Source organism: Enterobacter asburiae, from assembly GCF_008080435.1.
In the GTDB taxonomy this organism is placed as follows: Bacteria; Pseudomonadota; Gammaproteobacteria; order Enterobacterales; family Enterobacteriaceae; genus Enterobacter; species Enterobacter asburiae_C.
This window is the reverse complement of sequence record NZ_VRKN01000003.1, coordinates 383,594-399,935: the sequence shown is the minus strand read 5'-3', so window position 1 is coordinate 399,935 and position 16,342 is coordinate 383,594. Positions and strand designations below refer to the sequence as shown.

The 16,342-nt window shown below is 56.8% G+C and carries 16 protein-coding genes; 8 read left to right on the top strand and 8 right to left on the bottom strand.

Annotation, left to right across the window (positions count from 1 at the left end; genetic code table 11):
• Positions 1 to 35 precede the first annotated feature (35 nt).
• The 6 genes from galM to modE all read right to left on the bottom strand — a co-directional run bounded on the left by galM (position 36) and on the right by modE (position 6,827).
• Positions 36 to 1,079 (bottom strand): galactose-1-epimerase, encoded by a 1,044-nt coding sequence (galM, locus tag FU672_RS07770; protein WP_148242813.1) that lies wholly within the window; start codon positions 1,077 to 1,079, stop codon positions 36 to 38.
• On the bottom strand, positions 1,073 to 2,221 hold the full coding sequence (gene galK, locus FU672_RS07765; RefSeq protein WP_148242812.1) for a galactokinase: 1,149 nt from the start codon (positions 2,219 to 2,221) through the stop codon (positions 1,073 to 1,075). Before galK ends, galM begins: the two co-directional genes overlap by 7 nt.
• Before the next feature lie 3 nt (positions 2,222 to 2,224).
• Positions 2,225 to 3,271, bottom strand: a complete 1,047-nt coding sequence (gene galT / locus FU672_RS07760) for a galactose-1-phosphate uridylyltransferase (protein WP_148242811.1) — start codon at positions 3,269 to 3,271, stop codon at positions 2,225 to 2,227.
• A 9-nt stretch (positions 3,272 to 3,280) separates the two neighbouring features.
• The gene (galE, locus tag FU672_RS07755) at positions 3,281 to 4,297 is read right to left on the bottom strand and encodes a UDP-glucose 4-epimerase GalE (RefSeq protein WP_024908784.1); all 1,017 of its coding nucleotides are present in this window, start codon (positions 4,295 to 4,297) and stop codon (positions 3,281 to 3,283) included.
• Positions 4,298 to 4,498: 201 nt separating this feature from the next.
• A complete protein-coding gene (modF, locus tag FU672_RS07750; RefSeq protein WP_148242810.1) occupies positions 4,499 to 5,971 on the bottom strand; it encodes a molybdate ABC transporter ATP-binding protein ModF in 1,473 nt (490 codons plus the stop codon).
• Between the two features lie 67 nt (positions 5,972 to 6,038).
• A complete protein-coding gene (gene modE, locus FU672_RS07745) occupies positions 6,039 to 6,827 on the bottom strand; it encodes a molybdenum-dependent transcriptional regulator (protein ID WP_148242809.1) in 789 nt (262 codons plus the stop codon).
• Positions 6,828 to 6,954: 127 nt separating this feature from the next.
• Here modE and FU672_RS07740 point away from each other — a divergent pair, with 127 nt between their 5' ends.
• From FU672_RS07740 to modC, 4 genes are all read left to right on the top strand, one after another.
• The gene (locus FU672_RS07740) at positions 6,955 to 7,104 is read left to right on the top strand and encodes an AcrZ family multidrug efflux pump-associated protein (RefSeq protein WP_008501118.1); all 150 of its coding nucleotides are present in this window, start codon (positions 6,955 to 6,957) and stop codon (positions 7,102 to 7,104) included.
• A 178-nt stretch (positions 7,105 to 7,282) separates the two neighbouring features.
• Positions 7,283 to 8,056 (top strand): molybdate ABC transporter substrate-binding protein, encoded by a 774-nt coding sequence (gene modA / locus FU672_RS07735; protein WP_148242808.1) that lies wholly within the window; start codon positions 7,283 to 7,285, stop codon positions 8,054 to 8,056.
• Positions 8,056 to 8,745, top strand: coding sequence for a molybdate ABC transporter permease subunit (gene modB / locus FU672_RS07730; RefSeq protein WP_033144966.1), 690 nt, complete (start codon positions 8,056 to 8,058; stop codon positions 8,743 to 8,745). Before modA ends, modB begins: the two co-directional genes overlap by 1 nt.
• 2 nt (positions 8,746 to 8,747) lie before the next feature.
• Positions 8,748 to 9,806: a molybdenum ABC transporter ATP-binding protein ModC gene (gene modC / locus FU672_RS07725; protein ID WP_148242807.1), complete on the top strand. Its 1,059-nt coding sequence runs from the start codon at positions 8,748 to 8,750 to the stop codon at positions 9,804 to 9,806.
• Here modC and FU672_RS07720 read toward each other — a convergent pair whose 3' ends face one another.
• The gene (locus FU672_RS07720) at positions 9,807 to 10,625 is read right to left on the bottom strand and encodes a pyridoxal phosphatase (protein WP_148242806.1); all 819 of its coding nucleotides are present in this window, start codon (positions 10,623 to 10,625) and stop codon (positions 9,807 to 9,809) included.
• Positions 10,626 to 10,765: 140 nt separating this feature from the next.
• On the opposite strand from FU672_RS07720, the gene pgl reads away from it, so the two are divergent.
• Positions 10,766 to 11,761, top strand: coding sequence for a 6-phosphogluconolactonase (pgl, locus tag FU672_RS07715; RefSeq protein ID WP_148242805.1), 996 nt, complete (start codon positions 10,766 to 10,768; stop codon positions 11,759 to 11,761).
• Between the two features lie 102 nt (positions 11,762 to 11,863).
• Here pgl and FU672_RS07710 read toward each other — a convergent pair whose 3' ends face one another.
• Positions 11,864 to 13,147 carry a putative acyl-CoA thioester hydrolase gene (locus tag FU672_RS07710; protein ID WP_148242804.1) on the bottom strand — a complete coding sequence of 428 codons (1,284 nt, stop codon included), beginning with the start codon at positions 13,145 to 13,147 and terminating at the stop codon, positions 11,864 to 11,866.
• A 224-nt stretch (positions 13,148 to 13,371) separates the two neighbouring features.
• On the opposite strand from FU672_RS07710, the gene hutI reads away from it, so the two are divergent.
• From hutI to FU672_RS07695, 3 genes are read left to right on the top strand one after another with little or no spacing between them, the layout of a single operon-like run.
• A complete protein-coding gene (gene hutI, locus FU672_RS07705; protein ID WP_148242803.1) occupies positions 13,372 to 14,595 on the top strand; it encodes an imidazolonepropionase in 1,224 nt (407 codons plus the stop codon).
• On the top strand, positions 14,592 to 15,530 hold the full coding sequence (gene hutG, locus FU672_RS07700; RefSeq protein WP_148242802.1) for a formimidoylglutamase: 939 nt from the start codon (positions 14,592 to 14,594) through the stop codon (positions 15,528 to 15,530). The genes hutI and hutG overlap by 4 nt, the downstream gene beginning before the upstream one ends.
• A 19-nt stretch (positions 15,531 to 15,549) precedes the next feature.
• Positions 15,550 to 16,284 carry a histidine utilization repressor gene (locus FU672_RS07695; RefSeq protein ID WP_148242801.1) on the top strand — a complete coding sequence of 245 codons (735 nt, stop codon included), beginning with the start codon at positions 15,550 to 15,552 and terminating at the stop codon, positions 16,282 to 16,284.
• The last annotated feature ends 58 nt before the right edge of the window (positions 16,285 to 16,342 follow it).

Genomic DNA, 16,342 nt, shown 5'->3' with positions numbered 1-16,342 from the left:
CCCGTAGGCCCGTGCAAGCGTAGCGCCGCCGGGCATTAAGCGCGCGGAATGAAATGATACTCTGTGACGCTAACGTACTCTTCACCTTGGCGCAGCACGCAGTCCGGCTGTGGCCATTCCGGATGGTTCGGGCTGTCCGGCAGGAACTCGCTCTCCAGCGCCAGGCCTTGCCAGTCACTGTATTCATCGTGTTCGCGCGCCGTCGTGCCGCCGAGGTAGTTGCCAGAGTAAAACTGCAGGGCAGGGGCAGTGGTATAAACCGTCATCTGCAGTTTCTCATCCGCAGACCAGACCTGTGCGGCAGGTTGTTTCACATCACCTTTGGTCTGCAGCAGGAAAGCGTGGTCGTAGCCTTTTACCTTACGCTGATCGTCATCGCTCAGGAAATCCTGGGCGATGGATTTCGCGCTGCGGAAGTCAAAGCTGGTGCCGCTCACGTTTTTGAGGCCCTGATACGGAATGCCCATCTCGTCAACCGGCAGGTATGCATCCGCCAGGATCTGCAGCTTGTGGTTACGCACGTCGCACTGGTTACCGTCCAGATTAAAGTACGCGTGATTGGTCAGGTTGACCGGACACGGCTTGTCGACCGTCGCACGGTATTCAACGGCGATACGGTTGTCGTCGGTCAGCGTAAAGCGCGCGGACGCGATAAGGTTTCCCGGGAAGCCCTGATCGCCATCAAGCGAATCCAGCGAGAACAACACTTCCCCGTCGTTTTGACGAACAATCTTCCAGCGGCGTTTATCAAACCCTTCCGGTCCGCCATGCAGCTGGTTCTCACCCTGGCTTGGCAGCAGGGTGTACTGCACGCCGTCGAGCTCAAAACGGCTCTTCGCGATGCGGTTAGCATAGCGCCCAACGGACGCGCCCAGATAGGCGGACTGATTGACGTACTGCTCAGGCGAGGCGCAGCCGAGCAGGGTCTCGCGCACGCTGCCGTCCGGCATCGGTACGCGGGCAGAAAGCAGGGTTGCACCCCAGTCCATCACCGTAACGACCATCCCTGCGCTGTTGCGCAGGGTTAACAGGCGATACGGCAGACCATCCGGTGCAAGGGTAGGTGTTTCGTTTAGCACTGTCCGGCTCCTTGTGATGCTTTACAAACATAGAAGGTTTCTTTGATACCTGTTTTTGCTTCGTACTGCTTCGCCACGGCGTCCTGTACGGCAGGGACCATCTCTTCAGGCACCAGCGCAACGATGCAGCCGCCAAAACCACCGCCCGTCATGCGCACGCCACCTTTGTCGCCGATGGTGGCTTTGACGATGTCCACCAGGGTGTCGATCTGCGGAACGGTGATTTCAAAATCATCGCGCATGGAGGCGTGAGATTCCGCCATCAGCTCACCCATGCGTTTCAGGTCACCTTTCGCCAGCGCGGACGCGGCTTCAACGGTACGGGCATTTTCCGTCAGCACGTGACGAACTCGCCTGGCGACGACCGGATCCAGCTCGTGCGCCACTTTATTAAATTCATTGAGCGTTACGTCGCGCAGGGCAGGCTGCTGGAAGAAACGGGCGCCGGTTTCGCACTGTTGGCGGCGGGTATTGTATTCGCTGCCCACCAGCGTGCGCTTAAAGTTGCTGTTGACGATCACCACAGCCGCGCCTTTTGGCAGGGGAACGGCTTTGGTACCCAGCGAGCGGCAATCAATTAACAGGGCATGCTCTTTTTTGCCCAGCGCGGAGATCAGCTGATCCATAATGCCGCAGTTACAGCCCACGAACTGGTTTTCTGCTTCCTGACCATTCAGGGCGATTTGCGCGCCATCCAGCGGTAAATGATAAAGCTGCTGGAACACGGTGCCAACGGCGACTTCCAGAGACGCAGAGGAGCTTAAGCCCGCACCCTGCGGCACGTTGCCGCTGATGACTAAATCCGCACCGCCAAAGTTCTTGTTACGCTTCTGAAGGTGTTTCACCACGCCGCGCACGTAGTTAGACCACTGCTGGCTGTCGTGCGTCACAATCGGGGCATCGAGGGAAAACGCGTCCGTCTCATTACCGTAATCCGCCGCAATCACGCGGACTTGACGATCGTCGCGCTTCGCACAGCTGATGACGGTCTGGTAATCGATGGCGCACGGCAGCACGAAACCGTCGTTATAGTCGGTGTGTTCACCGATCAGGTTAACGCGACCAGGTGCCTGGATAACGTGGGTGGCAGGGTAGCCAAATTTCTCAGCAAACAGGGATTGTGTTTTATCTTTCAGACTCATTTTTTAGACTCCTGATTCGCGATAGTGGACGTCGCTAACGGCACGCAGACGTTCTGCCGCCTGTTCCGCCGTCAGGTCACGCTGGGTTTCCGCCAGCATTTCATAGCCCACCATAAATTTACGTACCGTCGCAGAGCGCAGCAGCGGCGGATAGAAATGGGCGTGCAGCTGCCAGTGTTGATTCTCTTCGCCGTTAAACGGGGCGCCGTGCCAGCCCATGGAGTACGGGAAGGAGCACTGGAACAGGTTATCGTAACGGCTGGTCAGCTTTTTCAGCGCCAGGGCAAGGTCGTCGCGCTGCGCATCGCTGAGCTCGGTGATGCGCTGAACGTGCGCTTTCGGCAGCAGCAGCGTTTCAAACGGCCAGGCAGCCCAGTAAGGGACGACGGCCAGCCAGTGTTCGGTTTCCACCACGGTGCGGCTGCCGTCGGCCAGCTCACGCTGGGTGTAATCCACCAGCATCGGCGAACCGTTTTCCGCGTAATACGCTTTCTGCAGGCGGTCTTCACGCTCGGCTTCATTGGGCAGGAAGCTGTTCGCCCAGATCTGGCCGTGCGGGTGTGGGTTAGAGCAGCCCATGGCCGCGCCTTTGTTTTCGAACACCTGCACCCACGGATAGCTCTGTCCCAGCTCTGCGGTTTGCGCCTGCCAGGTGCTGACGACCTCTTTCAGCGCGTCCACGCTCAGCTCTGGCAGCGTTTTGCTGTGATCGGGCGAGAAGCAGATCACGCGGCTGGTTCCGCGCGCGCTTTCGCAGCGCATCAGCGGATCGTGGCTTTCCGGCGCGTCCGGGGTGTCGGTCATCAGGGCGGCAAAATCGTTGGTGAAAACGAAGGTGCCTTTGTAGTCCGGGTTTTTATCCCCCGTTACGCGCGTGTTGCCCGGGCAGAGGAAGCAGTCCGGGTCGTGCTGTGGCAGCGTCTGTTTTGCAGGCGTCTCCTGCGCCCCCTGCCAGGGGCGCTTGGCGCGATGTGGAGAAACCAAAATCCATTGCCCGCTTAACGGGTTAAAACGACGATGCGGATGATCGACGGGATTAAATTGCGTCATGACGGATCCTTAGTCCGGATAGCCTTGCGGGTGGCGTGACTGCCAGTGCCAGGTATCCTGTGCCATTTCATCAAGCGTGCGCGTCACACGCCAGTTAAGCTCTTTGTCGGCTTTGGTGGCATCGGCCCAGTAAGCAGGCAGGTCGCCATCACGACGCGGGGCGAAGTGGTAGCTCACCGGCTTACCGCAGGCTTTGCTGAAGGCGTTAACCACGTCCAGCACGCTGCTGCCGACCCCGGCGCCGAGGTTGTAAATATGCACACCCGGTTTGTTGGCCAGTTGCTGCATCGCCGCCACATGGCCGTCGGCCAGATCCATCACGTGGATGTAGTCACGCACGCCGGTGCCATCTTCGGTGGGGTAGTCATTGCCAAAAATCGCCAGCGAGTCGCGGCGACCCACGGCAACCTGGGCGATATACGGCATCAGGTTGTTCGGGATGCCCTGCGGATCTTCACCCATGTCTCCAGACGGATGCGCGCCGACCGGGTTGAAGTAGCGCAGCAGGGCAATGCTCCACTCCGGTTGTGCTTTTTGTAGATCGGTCAGGATCTGCTCCACCATCAGTTTGCTTTTGCCGTACGGGCTTTGCGGTGTACCGGTCGGGAAGCTTTCAACGTAAGGGATTTTGGGCTGATCGCCGTAGACGGTGGCGGAGGAGCTAAAGATGAAGTTTTTGACGTTGGCAGCACGCATGGCGGAGATGAGACGCAGGGTACCGTTGACGTTGTTGTCGTAATACTCGAGCGGTTTCGCAACGGATTCACCGACCGCTTTCAGACCCGCGAAGTGGATCACCGCTTCGATGGCGTGGTCGTGAAGGATCTCGGTCATCAGCGCTTCGTTGCGGATGTCGCCTTCCACAAAAGTGGGTTGTTTACCGCCAAGACGTTCAATCACAGGCAGTACGCTGCGCTTACTGTTGCACAGGTTGTCGAGGATGATGACGTCGTGACCGTTTTGCAGCAGTTGCACGCAGGTATGACTACCTATGTAACCGCTACCACCTGTTACCAGAACTCGCATATTTCGCTCCATTGGGCTTATGGTATGTAATAACCATAGCATAACAGAGTCGCGAAAAGTGTGACATGGGATAAAATAGTGGAATCGTTTACACTGTTTTTAAAGTCCGATTTTCAGCCGCTGTGGGGCATTGTAGATCAAAGGGATAGCGATGTCTTAGTGCAGGTTATCTGAAAAACGGAGGGCGGTGCCCTCCGGGAGTTAATCGATTTTGCTTTGCAGATAATGATAGTGCTCACCGTCCGGAACAAACTCCAGGCGATGCGTGATGCAGGAGGGGGCATCTTCGGCATGGTGTGAAACGAACAGCAGCTGCGTTTCACCTTCACTAATCAGCACGTCCACAAAGCGGCGGATAAGCTGTCGATTCAGCGGATCGAGTCCCTGCAGCGGTTCGTCGAGGATCAGGAGCGTAGGGTGTTTCACCAGCGCGCGGACGATCAAGGCCAGACGCTGCTGCCCCCACGACAGGCTATGGAACGTCGCGTCAGCGACCCGATTGTCCATGCCAAGGATATCCAGCCACTGCTGGGCCAGCTTGTGTTGTTTATCCGACACCGCCTGATAAATACCGATGGAATCAAAATAGCCGGAAAGGATCACGTTGCGTACCGTGGTACTGACCCGGTAATCCAGATGCAGGCTGCTGCTGACGTAGCCGATATGTTTTTTAATATCCCAGATGGTTTCGCCGCTGCCGCGACGCCGACCGAACAGCGTGAGATCGTTGCTATAGCCCTGCGGGTGATCGCCGGTTACCAGGCTCAGCAGCGTTGATTTTCCCGCGCCGTTAGGGCCGACGATCTGCCAGTGCTCGCCAGGATTGACCGTCCAGCTTAGACGGTTAAGGATCGGGCGATCGTCATAAGAGACCATCCCATCCCGCAGCACGATGCGCGGCTGGTGGGGATCAAGCGCGTGGCGGGCTGAAGGGGCGTCAGGTTCCGGAAGGGTAATACCGTCGAGTTGTTCACTGTGCGCGAGCTGGGCAATGAGCGCCTGCTTAAGCAGCGCTGTTTTTTCACCGGTCTCGGTCAGGTTACAGTCAGCCAGTACGCCTGCGTACTGGATAAAATCCGGAATTTCATCGAAGCGGTTAAGCACCAGCACCAGGGTATATCCCTGCTGATTAAGCGACTCCAGCAGGGACGCCAGCTGTGCACGGGACTGCACGTCAAGGCCGTCGAACGGTTCGTCGAGGATAAGCAGCTCGGGCTCGCTCATCAGCGCCTGACAAAGCAGCGTTTTCCGCGTCTCGCCGGTAGAAAGGTATTTAAAGCGCCGGTTCAGCAGGGCGGTGATGCCGAACCGTTCTGCCAGGCGCTGACAGCGGGCGGGATCTTTCACCTCATCCTGAATAATTTCCGCCGTCGTACGGCCGGTATCTTCTTCGCCAGGGCTGAGTAAATCGGTGTTGTTGCGCTGCCACTCGTCGCTTACTAGCTTTTGCAGTTGTTCAAATGACAGGCGCGTCAGGCGTGTAAAGTCGCCCTGGTATTTGCCCTTCAGGAGGGGGAGCTCTCCGGCCAGCGCGCGGGCCAGCGCGGATTTACCGCTGCCGTTAGTGCCGACAAACGCCCAGCTTTCACCCGCGCGTATTGTCAGATCAGCAATCGTCAGCGTTCGGGTATCGTTAAGACGAAACGTGCCTTGCGAAATATGCAATGATGACATGATTTATCCCTGTTTTTGCAGCAACAGATATCAGGGATACGCACTGTCGGCGCGATTGTCAATGCGCTCAGCACAATGTGGCGATAATCACCCGGTCTGCGTTGAACCAGGCGGTGACGACAGTACCTTCTTCTAAACCGTCCGCTTCGCTAAGCGGTATCGTCGCACAAAGCCGTTGCCCGTCGGCCAGGGTCATCAGCACTTCGCACTGCGTCTGGCCGCGTTCGATATGGCTAATTGCACCCTGTAGCTGGTTATCTGCTGCCTTTGCGGTGTCGGGATCGCGCGTGATATTGACCCACGGTGCTTTCAGCAGCACCAGCACCTCTTTACCTTCATCCAGCTCAAGGCGCTCTGCACTCTGCGCTGTTATTGCGGCTTTCAGACGGGTGGTGCCATCGGCAAGCAGGATCTCAATATGCTGCTGTACCTGGAGATTGTCGCGCGCCGTCACCGTACCAAACCACTGGTTGCGGGCGCTGGTTTGTAACGAGAAGCGGGAAATAGCGGCCAGCAAACTGTCCAGCGGAACGTTATCGTCGTCGCTCAACACATCAAACGCTTTTTGCTGGATCTGGGCCAGCAGATCGTAAAGCTGAATAAGACGCTGGCCATAACGAGTCACGATCGCACCGCCGCCGCCTTTGCCGCCTGTGGCTCTGTCCACCAGCGGTTGTTCGCTCAGGGTGTTCATTTCGTTGATGGCGTCCCAGGCACTTTTGTAGCTGATGCCCGCGTTTTTCGCCCCCTGGCTAATTGAGCCCGTTTGTTCTATTTGTTTAAGCAGGGCGATACGTCGCGGATCGGCGAAAAGCTTTTGCTGAAGTCGTAGAGTGAGGAGAATTTCGGCCTGCATAACAGTGTCCTGGCAAAAAGAGTATTGTGACCCAAATGGTGCAGGGCGCAAAGGGCACCGCACAAAAGGGGATGTTTTTCTCACTTGAAAGGGTAGAATAAGCCGTTCACAATATCTGGAGAAAACCATGTTAGAGTTGTTGAAAAGTCTGGTATTCGCCGTGATCATGGTACCAGTAGTGATGGCCATCATCCTCGGTGCCATCTACGGCCTGGGTGAAGTGTTCAACGTCTTTTCGAACATTGGTCACAGAGACCAGGCTAAAAAGCAGCATTGATTCCCCACAAAACGCCCGGCGAGTCCGGGCGTTTTGCTCTCAAGATTTTCCCGTTTTCGCCGATAATATTTAACGCATCACACTGATTTACCCCTTCAGCGGTACGATTAAACGCTGGGATCTCCCTGACGATATCGTTATATTAATATGTATATAACGATACTCACAGGAGTTACAAATGGCACGTACATGGGTACGCCTTTTCGCAGGGGCAACGCTGACGCTTTCACTTACCGGACACGCGCTGGCGGACGAGGGTAAAATCACGGTCTTTGCGGCGGCGTCGCTGACCAATGCAATGCAGGATATTGCGGCGGCGTATAAAAAAGAGAAAAACGTCGACGTAGTCTCCTCGTTTGCCTCTTCCTCGACGCTGGCGCGCCAGATAGAAGCGGGTGCACCGGCGGATCTGTTCATCTCGGCTGACCAGAAGTGGATGGATTACGCGGCGGAGAAGAAATCGATTGATGCGACAACCCGCGAAACGCTGCTGGGGAATAGCCTGGTTGTCGTGGCGCCAAAAACCAGTGCGCAGGCGGACATCACCATCAACAAAGAGACCAACTGGACGAGCCTGCTGAACGGTGGTCGTCTGGCGGTGGGCGATCCGGAGCACGTTCCGGCCGGGATTTACGCCAAAGAAGCGCTGCAAAAGCTGGGCGCATGGGAGACATTGTCACCGAAACTGGCCCCGGCGGAAGACGTACGCGGCGCGCTGGCGCTGGTGGAACGCAACGAAGCCCCGCTGGGCATTGTGTATGGCTCTGATGCCGTTGCCAGTAAAGGTGTAAAAGTGGTCGCAACGTTCCCGGAAGACTCCCACAAGAAAGTGGAATATCCTGTTGCGATTGTTGATGGACATAAAAATGCGACCGTAACGGCCTTCCGCGATTACCTGAAGGGCCCGGAGGCGTCCGCAATCTTTAAACGTTATGGATTTACGACTCACTGATGATATTGACCGATCCTGAATGGCAGGCTGTTCTGCTGAGCCTTAAAGTCTCTTCCCTGGCGGTTGCGCTGAGTTTGCCCTTTGGGATCTTCTTTGCCTGGTTACTGGTTCGCTGTCAGTTTCCCGGCAAAACGCTGCTCGACAGCGTGCTTCATCTTCCGCTCGTTTTGCCGCCCGTGGTGGTCGGTTACCTGCTGCTGATTTCGATGGGGCGACGCGGTTTTATCGGCGAGAAGCTCTACGACTGGTTTGGGTTGACGTTTGCGTTTAGCTGGCGCGGTGCGGTACTGGCGGCGGCGGTGATGTCATTCCCGCTGATGGTGAGGGCGATACGCCTCGCGCTGGAAGGCGTGGACATGAAGCTTGAACAGGCGGCCCGCACGCTGGGCGCAGGGCGCTGGCGCGTCTTTTTCACCATCACGCTACCCCTGACGTTACCCGGCATTATTGTTGGTACAGTACTGGCCTTTGCCCGCTCGCTGGGCGAGTTTGGCGCGACGATCACCTTTGTGTCGAACATCCCTGGCGAGACGCGAACCATCCCCTCGGCAATGTATACCCTGATTCAAACGCCGGGCGGTGAAGGCGCGGCGGCGCGGCTGTGTATTATTTCAATTGTGCTGGCGCTGGTATCGCTAATGGTGTCTGAATGGCTGGCGCGGCTCAGCCGCGAGCGGATGGGGAAATAAGCATGCTGGAACTCCATTTTACCCAGACGCTGGGAAAACATACCCTGACGCTTAACGAGACGCTGCCGGCAAGCGGTATCACCGCCATCTTTGGCGTGTCGGGGGCGGGCAAAACGTCTCTGATTAATGCCATCAGCGGCCTGACCCGCCCGCAGTCTGGCCGTATTGTCCTGAATGACCGCGTCCTGAATGACGTGGAGAATAAGATTTACCTCTCGCCGGATAAACGCCGCATCGGCTATGTTTTCCAGGACGCGCGCTTATTCCCGCATTACAGCGTGCGCGGCAACCTGCGTTACGGCATGGCGAAAAGCATGGCCGGGCAATTTGATAAGCTGGTGACGCTGTTAGGCATTGAACCTCTGCTCGACAGGCTGCCATCCTCGCTCTCCGGCGGAGAAAAACAGCGTGTGGCCATTGGCCGCGCGTTGCTGACCGCACCGGAGCTGCTGCTGCTCGACGAACCGCTGGCCTCGCTGGATATTCCGCGTAAACGCGAACTTCTGCCTTATCTACAGCGTCTGACGCGCGAAATTAATATTCCGATGCTCTACGTCAGCCATTCGCTGGACGAAATCCTCCATCTGGCCGACAAGGTACTGGTGCTGGAAGAGGGCAGCGTTAAGGCCTTCGGTAACCTGGAAGAGGTGTGGGGCAGCAGCGTAATGCACCCCTGGTTACCCCGGGAACAGCAGAGCAGCATCCTGAAAGTGAGCGTTCTGGAACACCATCCACACTACGCGATGACCGCCCTGGCGCTGGGTGACCAGCATCTTTGGGTCAATAAGATCGACAAACCGTTACAGTCCGCTCTGAGAATTCGCATCCAGGCGTCGGACGTCTCGCTGGTGCTGCAACCGCCGCTGCAAACCAGCATTAGAAATATTCTGCGCGCCAAAGTCGCGGAGTGTTTTGATGATAACGGGCAGGTGGAAGTGAAGCTTGAAGTCGGCAGCAGGACGCTCTGGGCGCGCATCAGCCCGTGGGCCAGGGATGAGTTAGGGATTAAACCTGGCCTGTGGCTTTACGCGCAAATTAAGAGCGTCTCGATCACCGCCTGATTACAGCAGGTGAGTATAGATGTACTGCGCAATGCTGTCGGTGGTGTTGTCACCAATCACTACGTTGGCGCGGGCTTTGACCGCGTCGTCGGCATTGCCCATCGCCACGCCGGTACCGGCGGCTTCCAGCATGCTGATGTCGTTGTAGTTATCACCAAAGGCGATCACATCCTGCATCGACCAGCCTTTTGATTCCACAAACTGCGTCAGACGCTTGCCTTTGCTGTTGCCTTTACGGGCAATGTCCACCTGGTCATGCCAGGACCATTCGCACTCCAGACCCAGCGTTTGTTCCACGTGTTTCGCGAAGGTATTCAGTTTGGTGGTGTCTTCATCCGTCAGAGCGAATTTCCAGATAGCCTCAACATCCTGGGCTGCCTGACGCAGGGAGGAAACCTGGGTAAAGACCGGACGCTGCGCTTCAGGCAGGGACAATGCCCAGTTGCTGGTACGCACCACATGGCCAGTAGGGCGCTCGTACACCATCGCGTTATCCACGTACATCAGGCCGTGAATGGCATGCTCATCCAGCAGGTCAATCAGTTGCAGCGCCTGGGGAACCGGCAGCGGGTCGGATGCTAAAACCTTTTTTGCCTGATAATCATACAAATAAGTGCCATTACAACAAATTGCAGGTGTATCTAACGCCAGTGCCTGATAAAAAGGGTGAATGGCAACGTGATGTCGACCCGTTACGATAAGGAGTTGATATCCCACTTCCTGCGCGCGTTTTAGCGCCTCAAGGGAGGAGGGGAGAAGGGTTTTTTGCGGCGTCAGTAAGGTACCGTCTAAATCCAGAGCAATCACACGCGAGGTCATCTGTTTTCCCGGGTTAATATTGAATTTACGTTTTGATGGGATGGTACACCGAGAGGCGAACGCTTCAAAACTCCTGTCGACAATTCAGCATTCACCGTCAAAAGTTAACTACTTTCATGCGCAGTGAGGAGTGAATATTCATGAAGCAAACCGTTTATACCGCCAGTCCTGAAAGCCAGCAGATCCACGTCTGGCGTTTAAATACCGAAGGGACACTCACGCTGGTTCAGGTTGTTGATGTGCCAGGCCAGGTGCAACCGATGGTCATCAGCCCGGATAAACGTTTCTTGTACGTGGGTGTGCGCCCGGAGTTCCGCGTGCTGGCTTATCGCATTTCTCCGGACGATGGCGCGCTGACGTACACTGCCGAAGCACCATTGCCGGGCAGCCCAACCCATATCTCTACCGATCGTAAAGGCAACTTTGTCTTCAGCGGCTCTTATAACGCAGGCTGTGTCAGCGTAACGCGTCTGGAAAATGGCATTCCGGTGGAAACCGTAGATGTGGTTGAAGGGCTTGAAGGTTGCCACTCGGCGAATATCTCTCCGGATAACCGCACGCTGTGGGTGCCTGCGCTGAAGCAGGATCGTATCTGCCTGTTCACCCTGAGCGACGATGGCCACCTGGTGGCGCAGCATCCTGCCGAAGTGACTACCGTTGAAGGCGCGGGTCCGCGTCATATGGTCTTCCATCCGAACCAGCAGTACGCCTACGTGGTCAATGAACTGAACAGCTCTGTGGACGTATGGGAGCTGAAAGATCCTAACGGCCAGATTGAGTGTGTGCAGACGCTGGATATGATGCCGTCTGACTTCTCCGATACCCGCTGGGCGGCGGATATCCACATTACGCCAAATGGTCGCCATCTTTACGCCTGTGACCGTACTTCCAGCCTGATTACCGTGTTTAGCGTCTCTGAAGATGGCAGCGTGCTGGCCATTGAAGGCTTCCAGCCAACGGAAACCCAGCCGCGCGGGTTTAATATCGATCACAGCGGTAAATACCTGATTGCGGCGGGGCAGAAATCCCACCACATCGCGCTGTATGAAATTAAAGGTGAGCAGGGACTGCTGGAAGAGAAAGGACGTTACGCCGTCGGCCAGGGGCCAATGTGGGTGGTCGTTAACGCTCACTAAGCGGCTTAAAACAAAAAAACCTCGCGAATGCGAGGTTTTTTTATGCCCGGTGGCACTGCGTTTACCGGGCCTACGGTTTGTGTAGGCCGGCAAAAGGACATCTTACTGCTTCGGCTCAGCAACCACTTTGCTACCCAGACCGCGGTTGTTGTATTCCCACATGCGGTTGAAGTTAGCGTCGTTCAGGTTGCGCTGCACGTTCCCTTTATCATCCACCGCACCGGTATTGCCGGAGAATGGACGTTTGGAGATCGCGGCATCAGCCCACGGCTTCGCCATGTTGAAGCCTTCGTTGATCACGCTGTCGCGGATCACGACCTGGCCGTTAGTCGCAGAGTCGACGTCCAGGGAGCGTCCCAGCTGCGCCACGCCATCACCCGCAGCGTTAAAGCGGCTGTTCACGGCCAGGAAGCCGTAGAAGAGATTAGACTGGGTTGCCGGAGCAAACACGTAACCTTCCTGCTGAGTACGTGAATTCACCACGCGGAAATCGGTGTTATCAAATACCACCGCGCCGCGACCGGACACCAGATCCACATCCCCTTCAACGTAGCTGTTGGTCACCAGGGTACGGGTCAGGCGGTTATTCTGCAGCGTGTTCTGTACACCGCTGTTGGTCACGAAGAAGGTGTTCTGACGACCCAGAATGTTGACGTTGTTAATCTGCACCTGGTCGCCATCGCTACGCAGCGCAACGGCCTGGTGGCTGCCGGCATCAACGCTGTCGCCCAGGGTATTCTGAATGGTCAGGTTCTGCAGCTGCAGACCGTTATTCTGAGACCAGAATACCGCTGAGCACATCACGCCAATGGTGGCGGAGCGCTTGCTCTGGCAGTTATCAAACATGTACCACGCCGGTTTACCCGGCATATATTTACCGGCCGGGTTCACCAGGTGGCGCCACGCGTTGCTGTCGATTTCGGAATCAATCGCCAGGCCAATTTTTACGTCGATCGCTTTTTCGCCCAGACCGTAAAGCGTAATGCTGCCTGGGGCCGCCGGAACATACACGGTGCCTTCATATTCACCCGGCAGGATCGCGATGTACTGGCGAGACGCGCTGTGTTTAGTGATGGCAGCATCAACCGCAGCCTGAATAGAGGTATGCGTTACGCCCTGCGTACCCGCCGGGCCAACCACGAAGTCAGGCTGTTTAGGCAGGTTAATAGAAGACGGTGTCCACGGCGCAGCGTTAGGATCCATCGCTGAGAAGTAGTGCGCACGATCGAAGTTCTTCGCTTCATCAGCGGACAAAATCGGGCGGGAGGCGGTACCGGGCGCAACCTGCTCAGAAGGTCGCTGATCCGGTGGAGTTGAACTGCATGCGGATAAGGTCACGCCAAAGGCGAGTGCTAACGCCAGACGGGAAATCCTGGAAATGTTCAAGGTGAAGCTCCTGGGTATGCAAGTCTTTACGGGATAGACGAAATAGCCTGCTTTTTTATACTAAGTTGAGCGAAACGGGAAGATAAAAAGGGTAAAAGTTGCATTTTTAGCCCCGGAGCGGCAGGTAAGTGATCACAAATAAATAACAATTTCCACAAAGTCGGTTGACAGCAGACAACAGATGAAAATAAATGTCTATACAACCCATGACAAGTGGAATGCCCATGCAGCAGATTCATCCCGACGATGTAATATGGCGAAATGCGCGACTGGCGACGATGGTACCGGACGTATCTGCGCCTTATGGACTGAAAGAGCAACACGCCCTGGTCGTGCGCGACCGCACCCTTCTGGCCGTGATCCCTGAATCTGACATTCCTTCCGGACACCGTCACTGTGTCGATCTCCAGGGACGTCTGGTCACGCCTGGCCTGATTGACTGCCATACCCACCTGGTGTTTGGCGGCGATCGTGCGGCGGAGTGGGAGCAGCGTCTGAACGGCGTCTCTTATCAAACGATCAGCGCCCAGGGGGGCGGGATTAACGCTACCGTGACGGCGACGCGCAGCAGCTCACCCGAAACCCTGCTTCAACTGGCGCAGCAGCGGCTTCAGCGACTGATGAATGAAGGCGTCACCACGGTTGAAATCAAGTCGGGATACGGTCTAAACCCCGAGGCCGAAGAGAAGATGCTGCAGGTCGCGCGCCAGCTGAGCCTCAATAACCCGATCGATATCAGCCCAACGCTGCTGGCCGCGCACGCGGTTCCGCCGGAATACCGGCAGGATCCAGATGCGTATCTCACGCTGGTCTGCGAGCAGATATTGCCCACGCTGTGGCAGAAAGAGTTATATGAAGCAGTAGACGTGTTTTGTGAAAATGTCGGCTTCACCCCGTCGCAAACCGAGCGCCTCTTCCAGGCTGCCACCGCGCTCGGTATTCCGGTGAAAGGGCATGTCGAGCAGCTGTCTAATCAGGGCGGCGCGGCGCTGGTCAGCCGATATAAGGGGCTGTCGGCCGATCATATCGAATATCTCGACGATGCAGGCGTTCAGGCGATGGCGGAAAGCGGTACGGTTGCGGTATTGCTCCCCGGTGCGTTCTATTTTCTCCAGGAGCGCCAGCGTCCGCCGGTTGAACAGCTCAGAAAACAAGGGATACCGATGGCCGTCGCGACCGACTATAACCCGGGTACCAGCCCGTTTGCCAGCCTGCACCTGGCGATGAACATGGCCTGCGTCCAGTTTGGTCTGACCCCTGAAGAAGCCTGGGCTGGCGTCACGCGGCATGCCGCGCAGGCGCTGGGCCGTGGCGCAACCCACGGACAGCTGCAGGCAGGATTTGTTGCTGATTTTATCGTCTGGGATGCTCACCATCCGGTAGAGATGGTCTACGAGCCGGGACGCAATCCGCTGTATCAACGTATTTTCCGTGGGGAGGCAGTATGAGGTTATGGCGGCCCGTAGCCGAAACGGTCTGGCAGGGGCGCGACGACAGCGCCGAGGCCAGCAATGCAACGCGCATTTTCCAGACGATAAAGCAGCAGGGGCAGTTCACGCCGCTTGCATCCGGTATCGCGCTGATAGGCTTTGAATGTGATGAAGGGGTTAAACGCAATCAGGGCAGGTCCGGTGCCGTGCAGGCACCGGATATGCTGCGAAAAGCGCTGGCGAATATGGCAAGCCATCGAGAACATGAGCGGCTGGCGGATATGGGCTCAATCTACATTGAGGGTACCGATCTTGAAACCGCGCAGAAGACGTTAAGCGATGCGGTGACGGCCTGCCAGCAGTCCGGGATGCGGACGCTGGTTTTCGGTGGCGGACATGAAACCGCGTGGGCACACGGTCGCGGCGTTCTGGATGCGTTCCCGAACGAGCAGGTTGTCATTATTAATCTTGATGCCCATCTTGACCTGCGCAAGGCCGACCAGGCCACGTCCGGCACCCCGTTTCGCCAGCTGGCACAATACTGCGATGAGCGCGGGCGGGAATTTCAGTACGCCTGCTTTGGCGTGAGCCGGGCGGCGAACACGCTGGCGCTGTGGGATGAGGCCGAACGCCTGAACGTCACGCTGGTGGAAGATCTCCATTTCAGGCGCGATGCATTATCCGCACTGGAAAAGGTGCTGGTGCAGGCCGATCGTATCTACCTGACGATCGATCTGGACGTCCTGCCTGCCAGCGAAATGCCTGCCGTTTCCGCACCGGCTGCGTTAGGGGTTCCGGCGCTGGATCTTCTGCCGGTTATCGAACAAATCTGCCGTAGCGGTAAGCTACAGGCCGCCGATCTGGTAGAGTTTAACCCGCAGTACGATCGGGACGGACAGGGCGCAAAGCTTGCCGCCCGTCTGGCTTGGCAAATTGCTCACTGGTGGGCATAACACTATTCAAGGAGTCACGATGTTTTCACGCTCACCTCTGCCGCAGTCGAGCCCTCCCGCGCCTTTCTACGAAAAGGTGAAGCAGGCGATCAGCGAAAAAATTGCCGCTGGCGACTGGCGGCCGCACGATCGCATTCCCTCGGAGGCTGAGCTGGTGGCGCAGTTTGGTTTTAGCCGGATGACCATCAACCGGGCGCTGCGCGAACTGACCGACGAAGGCCTTCTGGTGCGCCTGCAGGGCGTGGGGACATTTGTGGCGGAACCGAAAGGGCAATCGGCCCTGTTTGAAATCCGCAGTATTGCCGATGAGATAACCTCGCGAAATCATCAGCACCGCTGTGAGGTGCTGGTGCTCGAAGAGACCCAGGCCAGCGCCGAGCAGGCCGTAGAGCTGAATGTCAAAGAAGGCAGCCGTATCTTCCATTCCGTGATGGTGCATTTCGAGAACGACATTCCGGTGCAGATTGAAGATCGCTGCGTGAACGCTGAACGGATTCCGGACTATCTGGACCAGGATTACACCCAGACCACGCCGCATGCCTATCTCTCGCTTGTCGCACCGCTCACAGAAGGGGAGCACATTGTGGAGGCCGTGCGCGCCACGCCGCAGGAGTGTGAACGGCTGCGCATTAAAGAGCACGATCCGTGCCTGCTGATCCGCCGTCGAACCTGGTCCTCGTCGCACATTGTGTCGCATGCCCGGCTGCTTTTCCCGGGGAATCGCTACCGGCTGCAGGGCCACTTCATGTCATAAGTTTTATAAGCGTGATCGCTAACGCAATATAACAAAATTGTATCTTTTTTGTTAAATC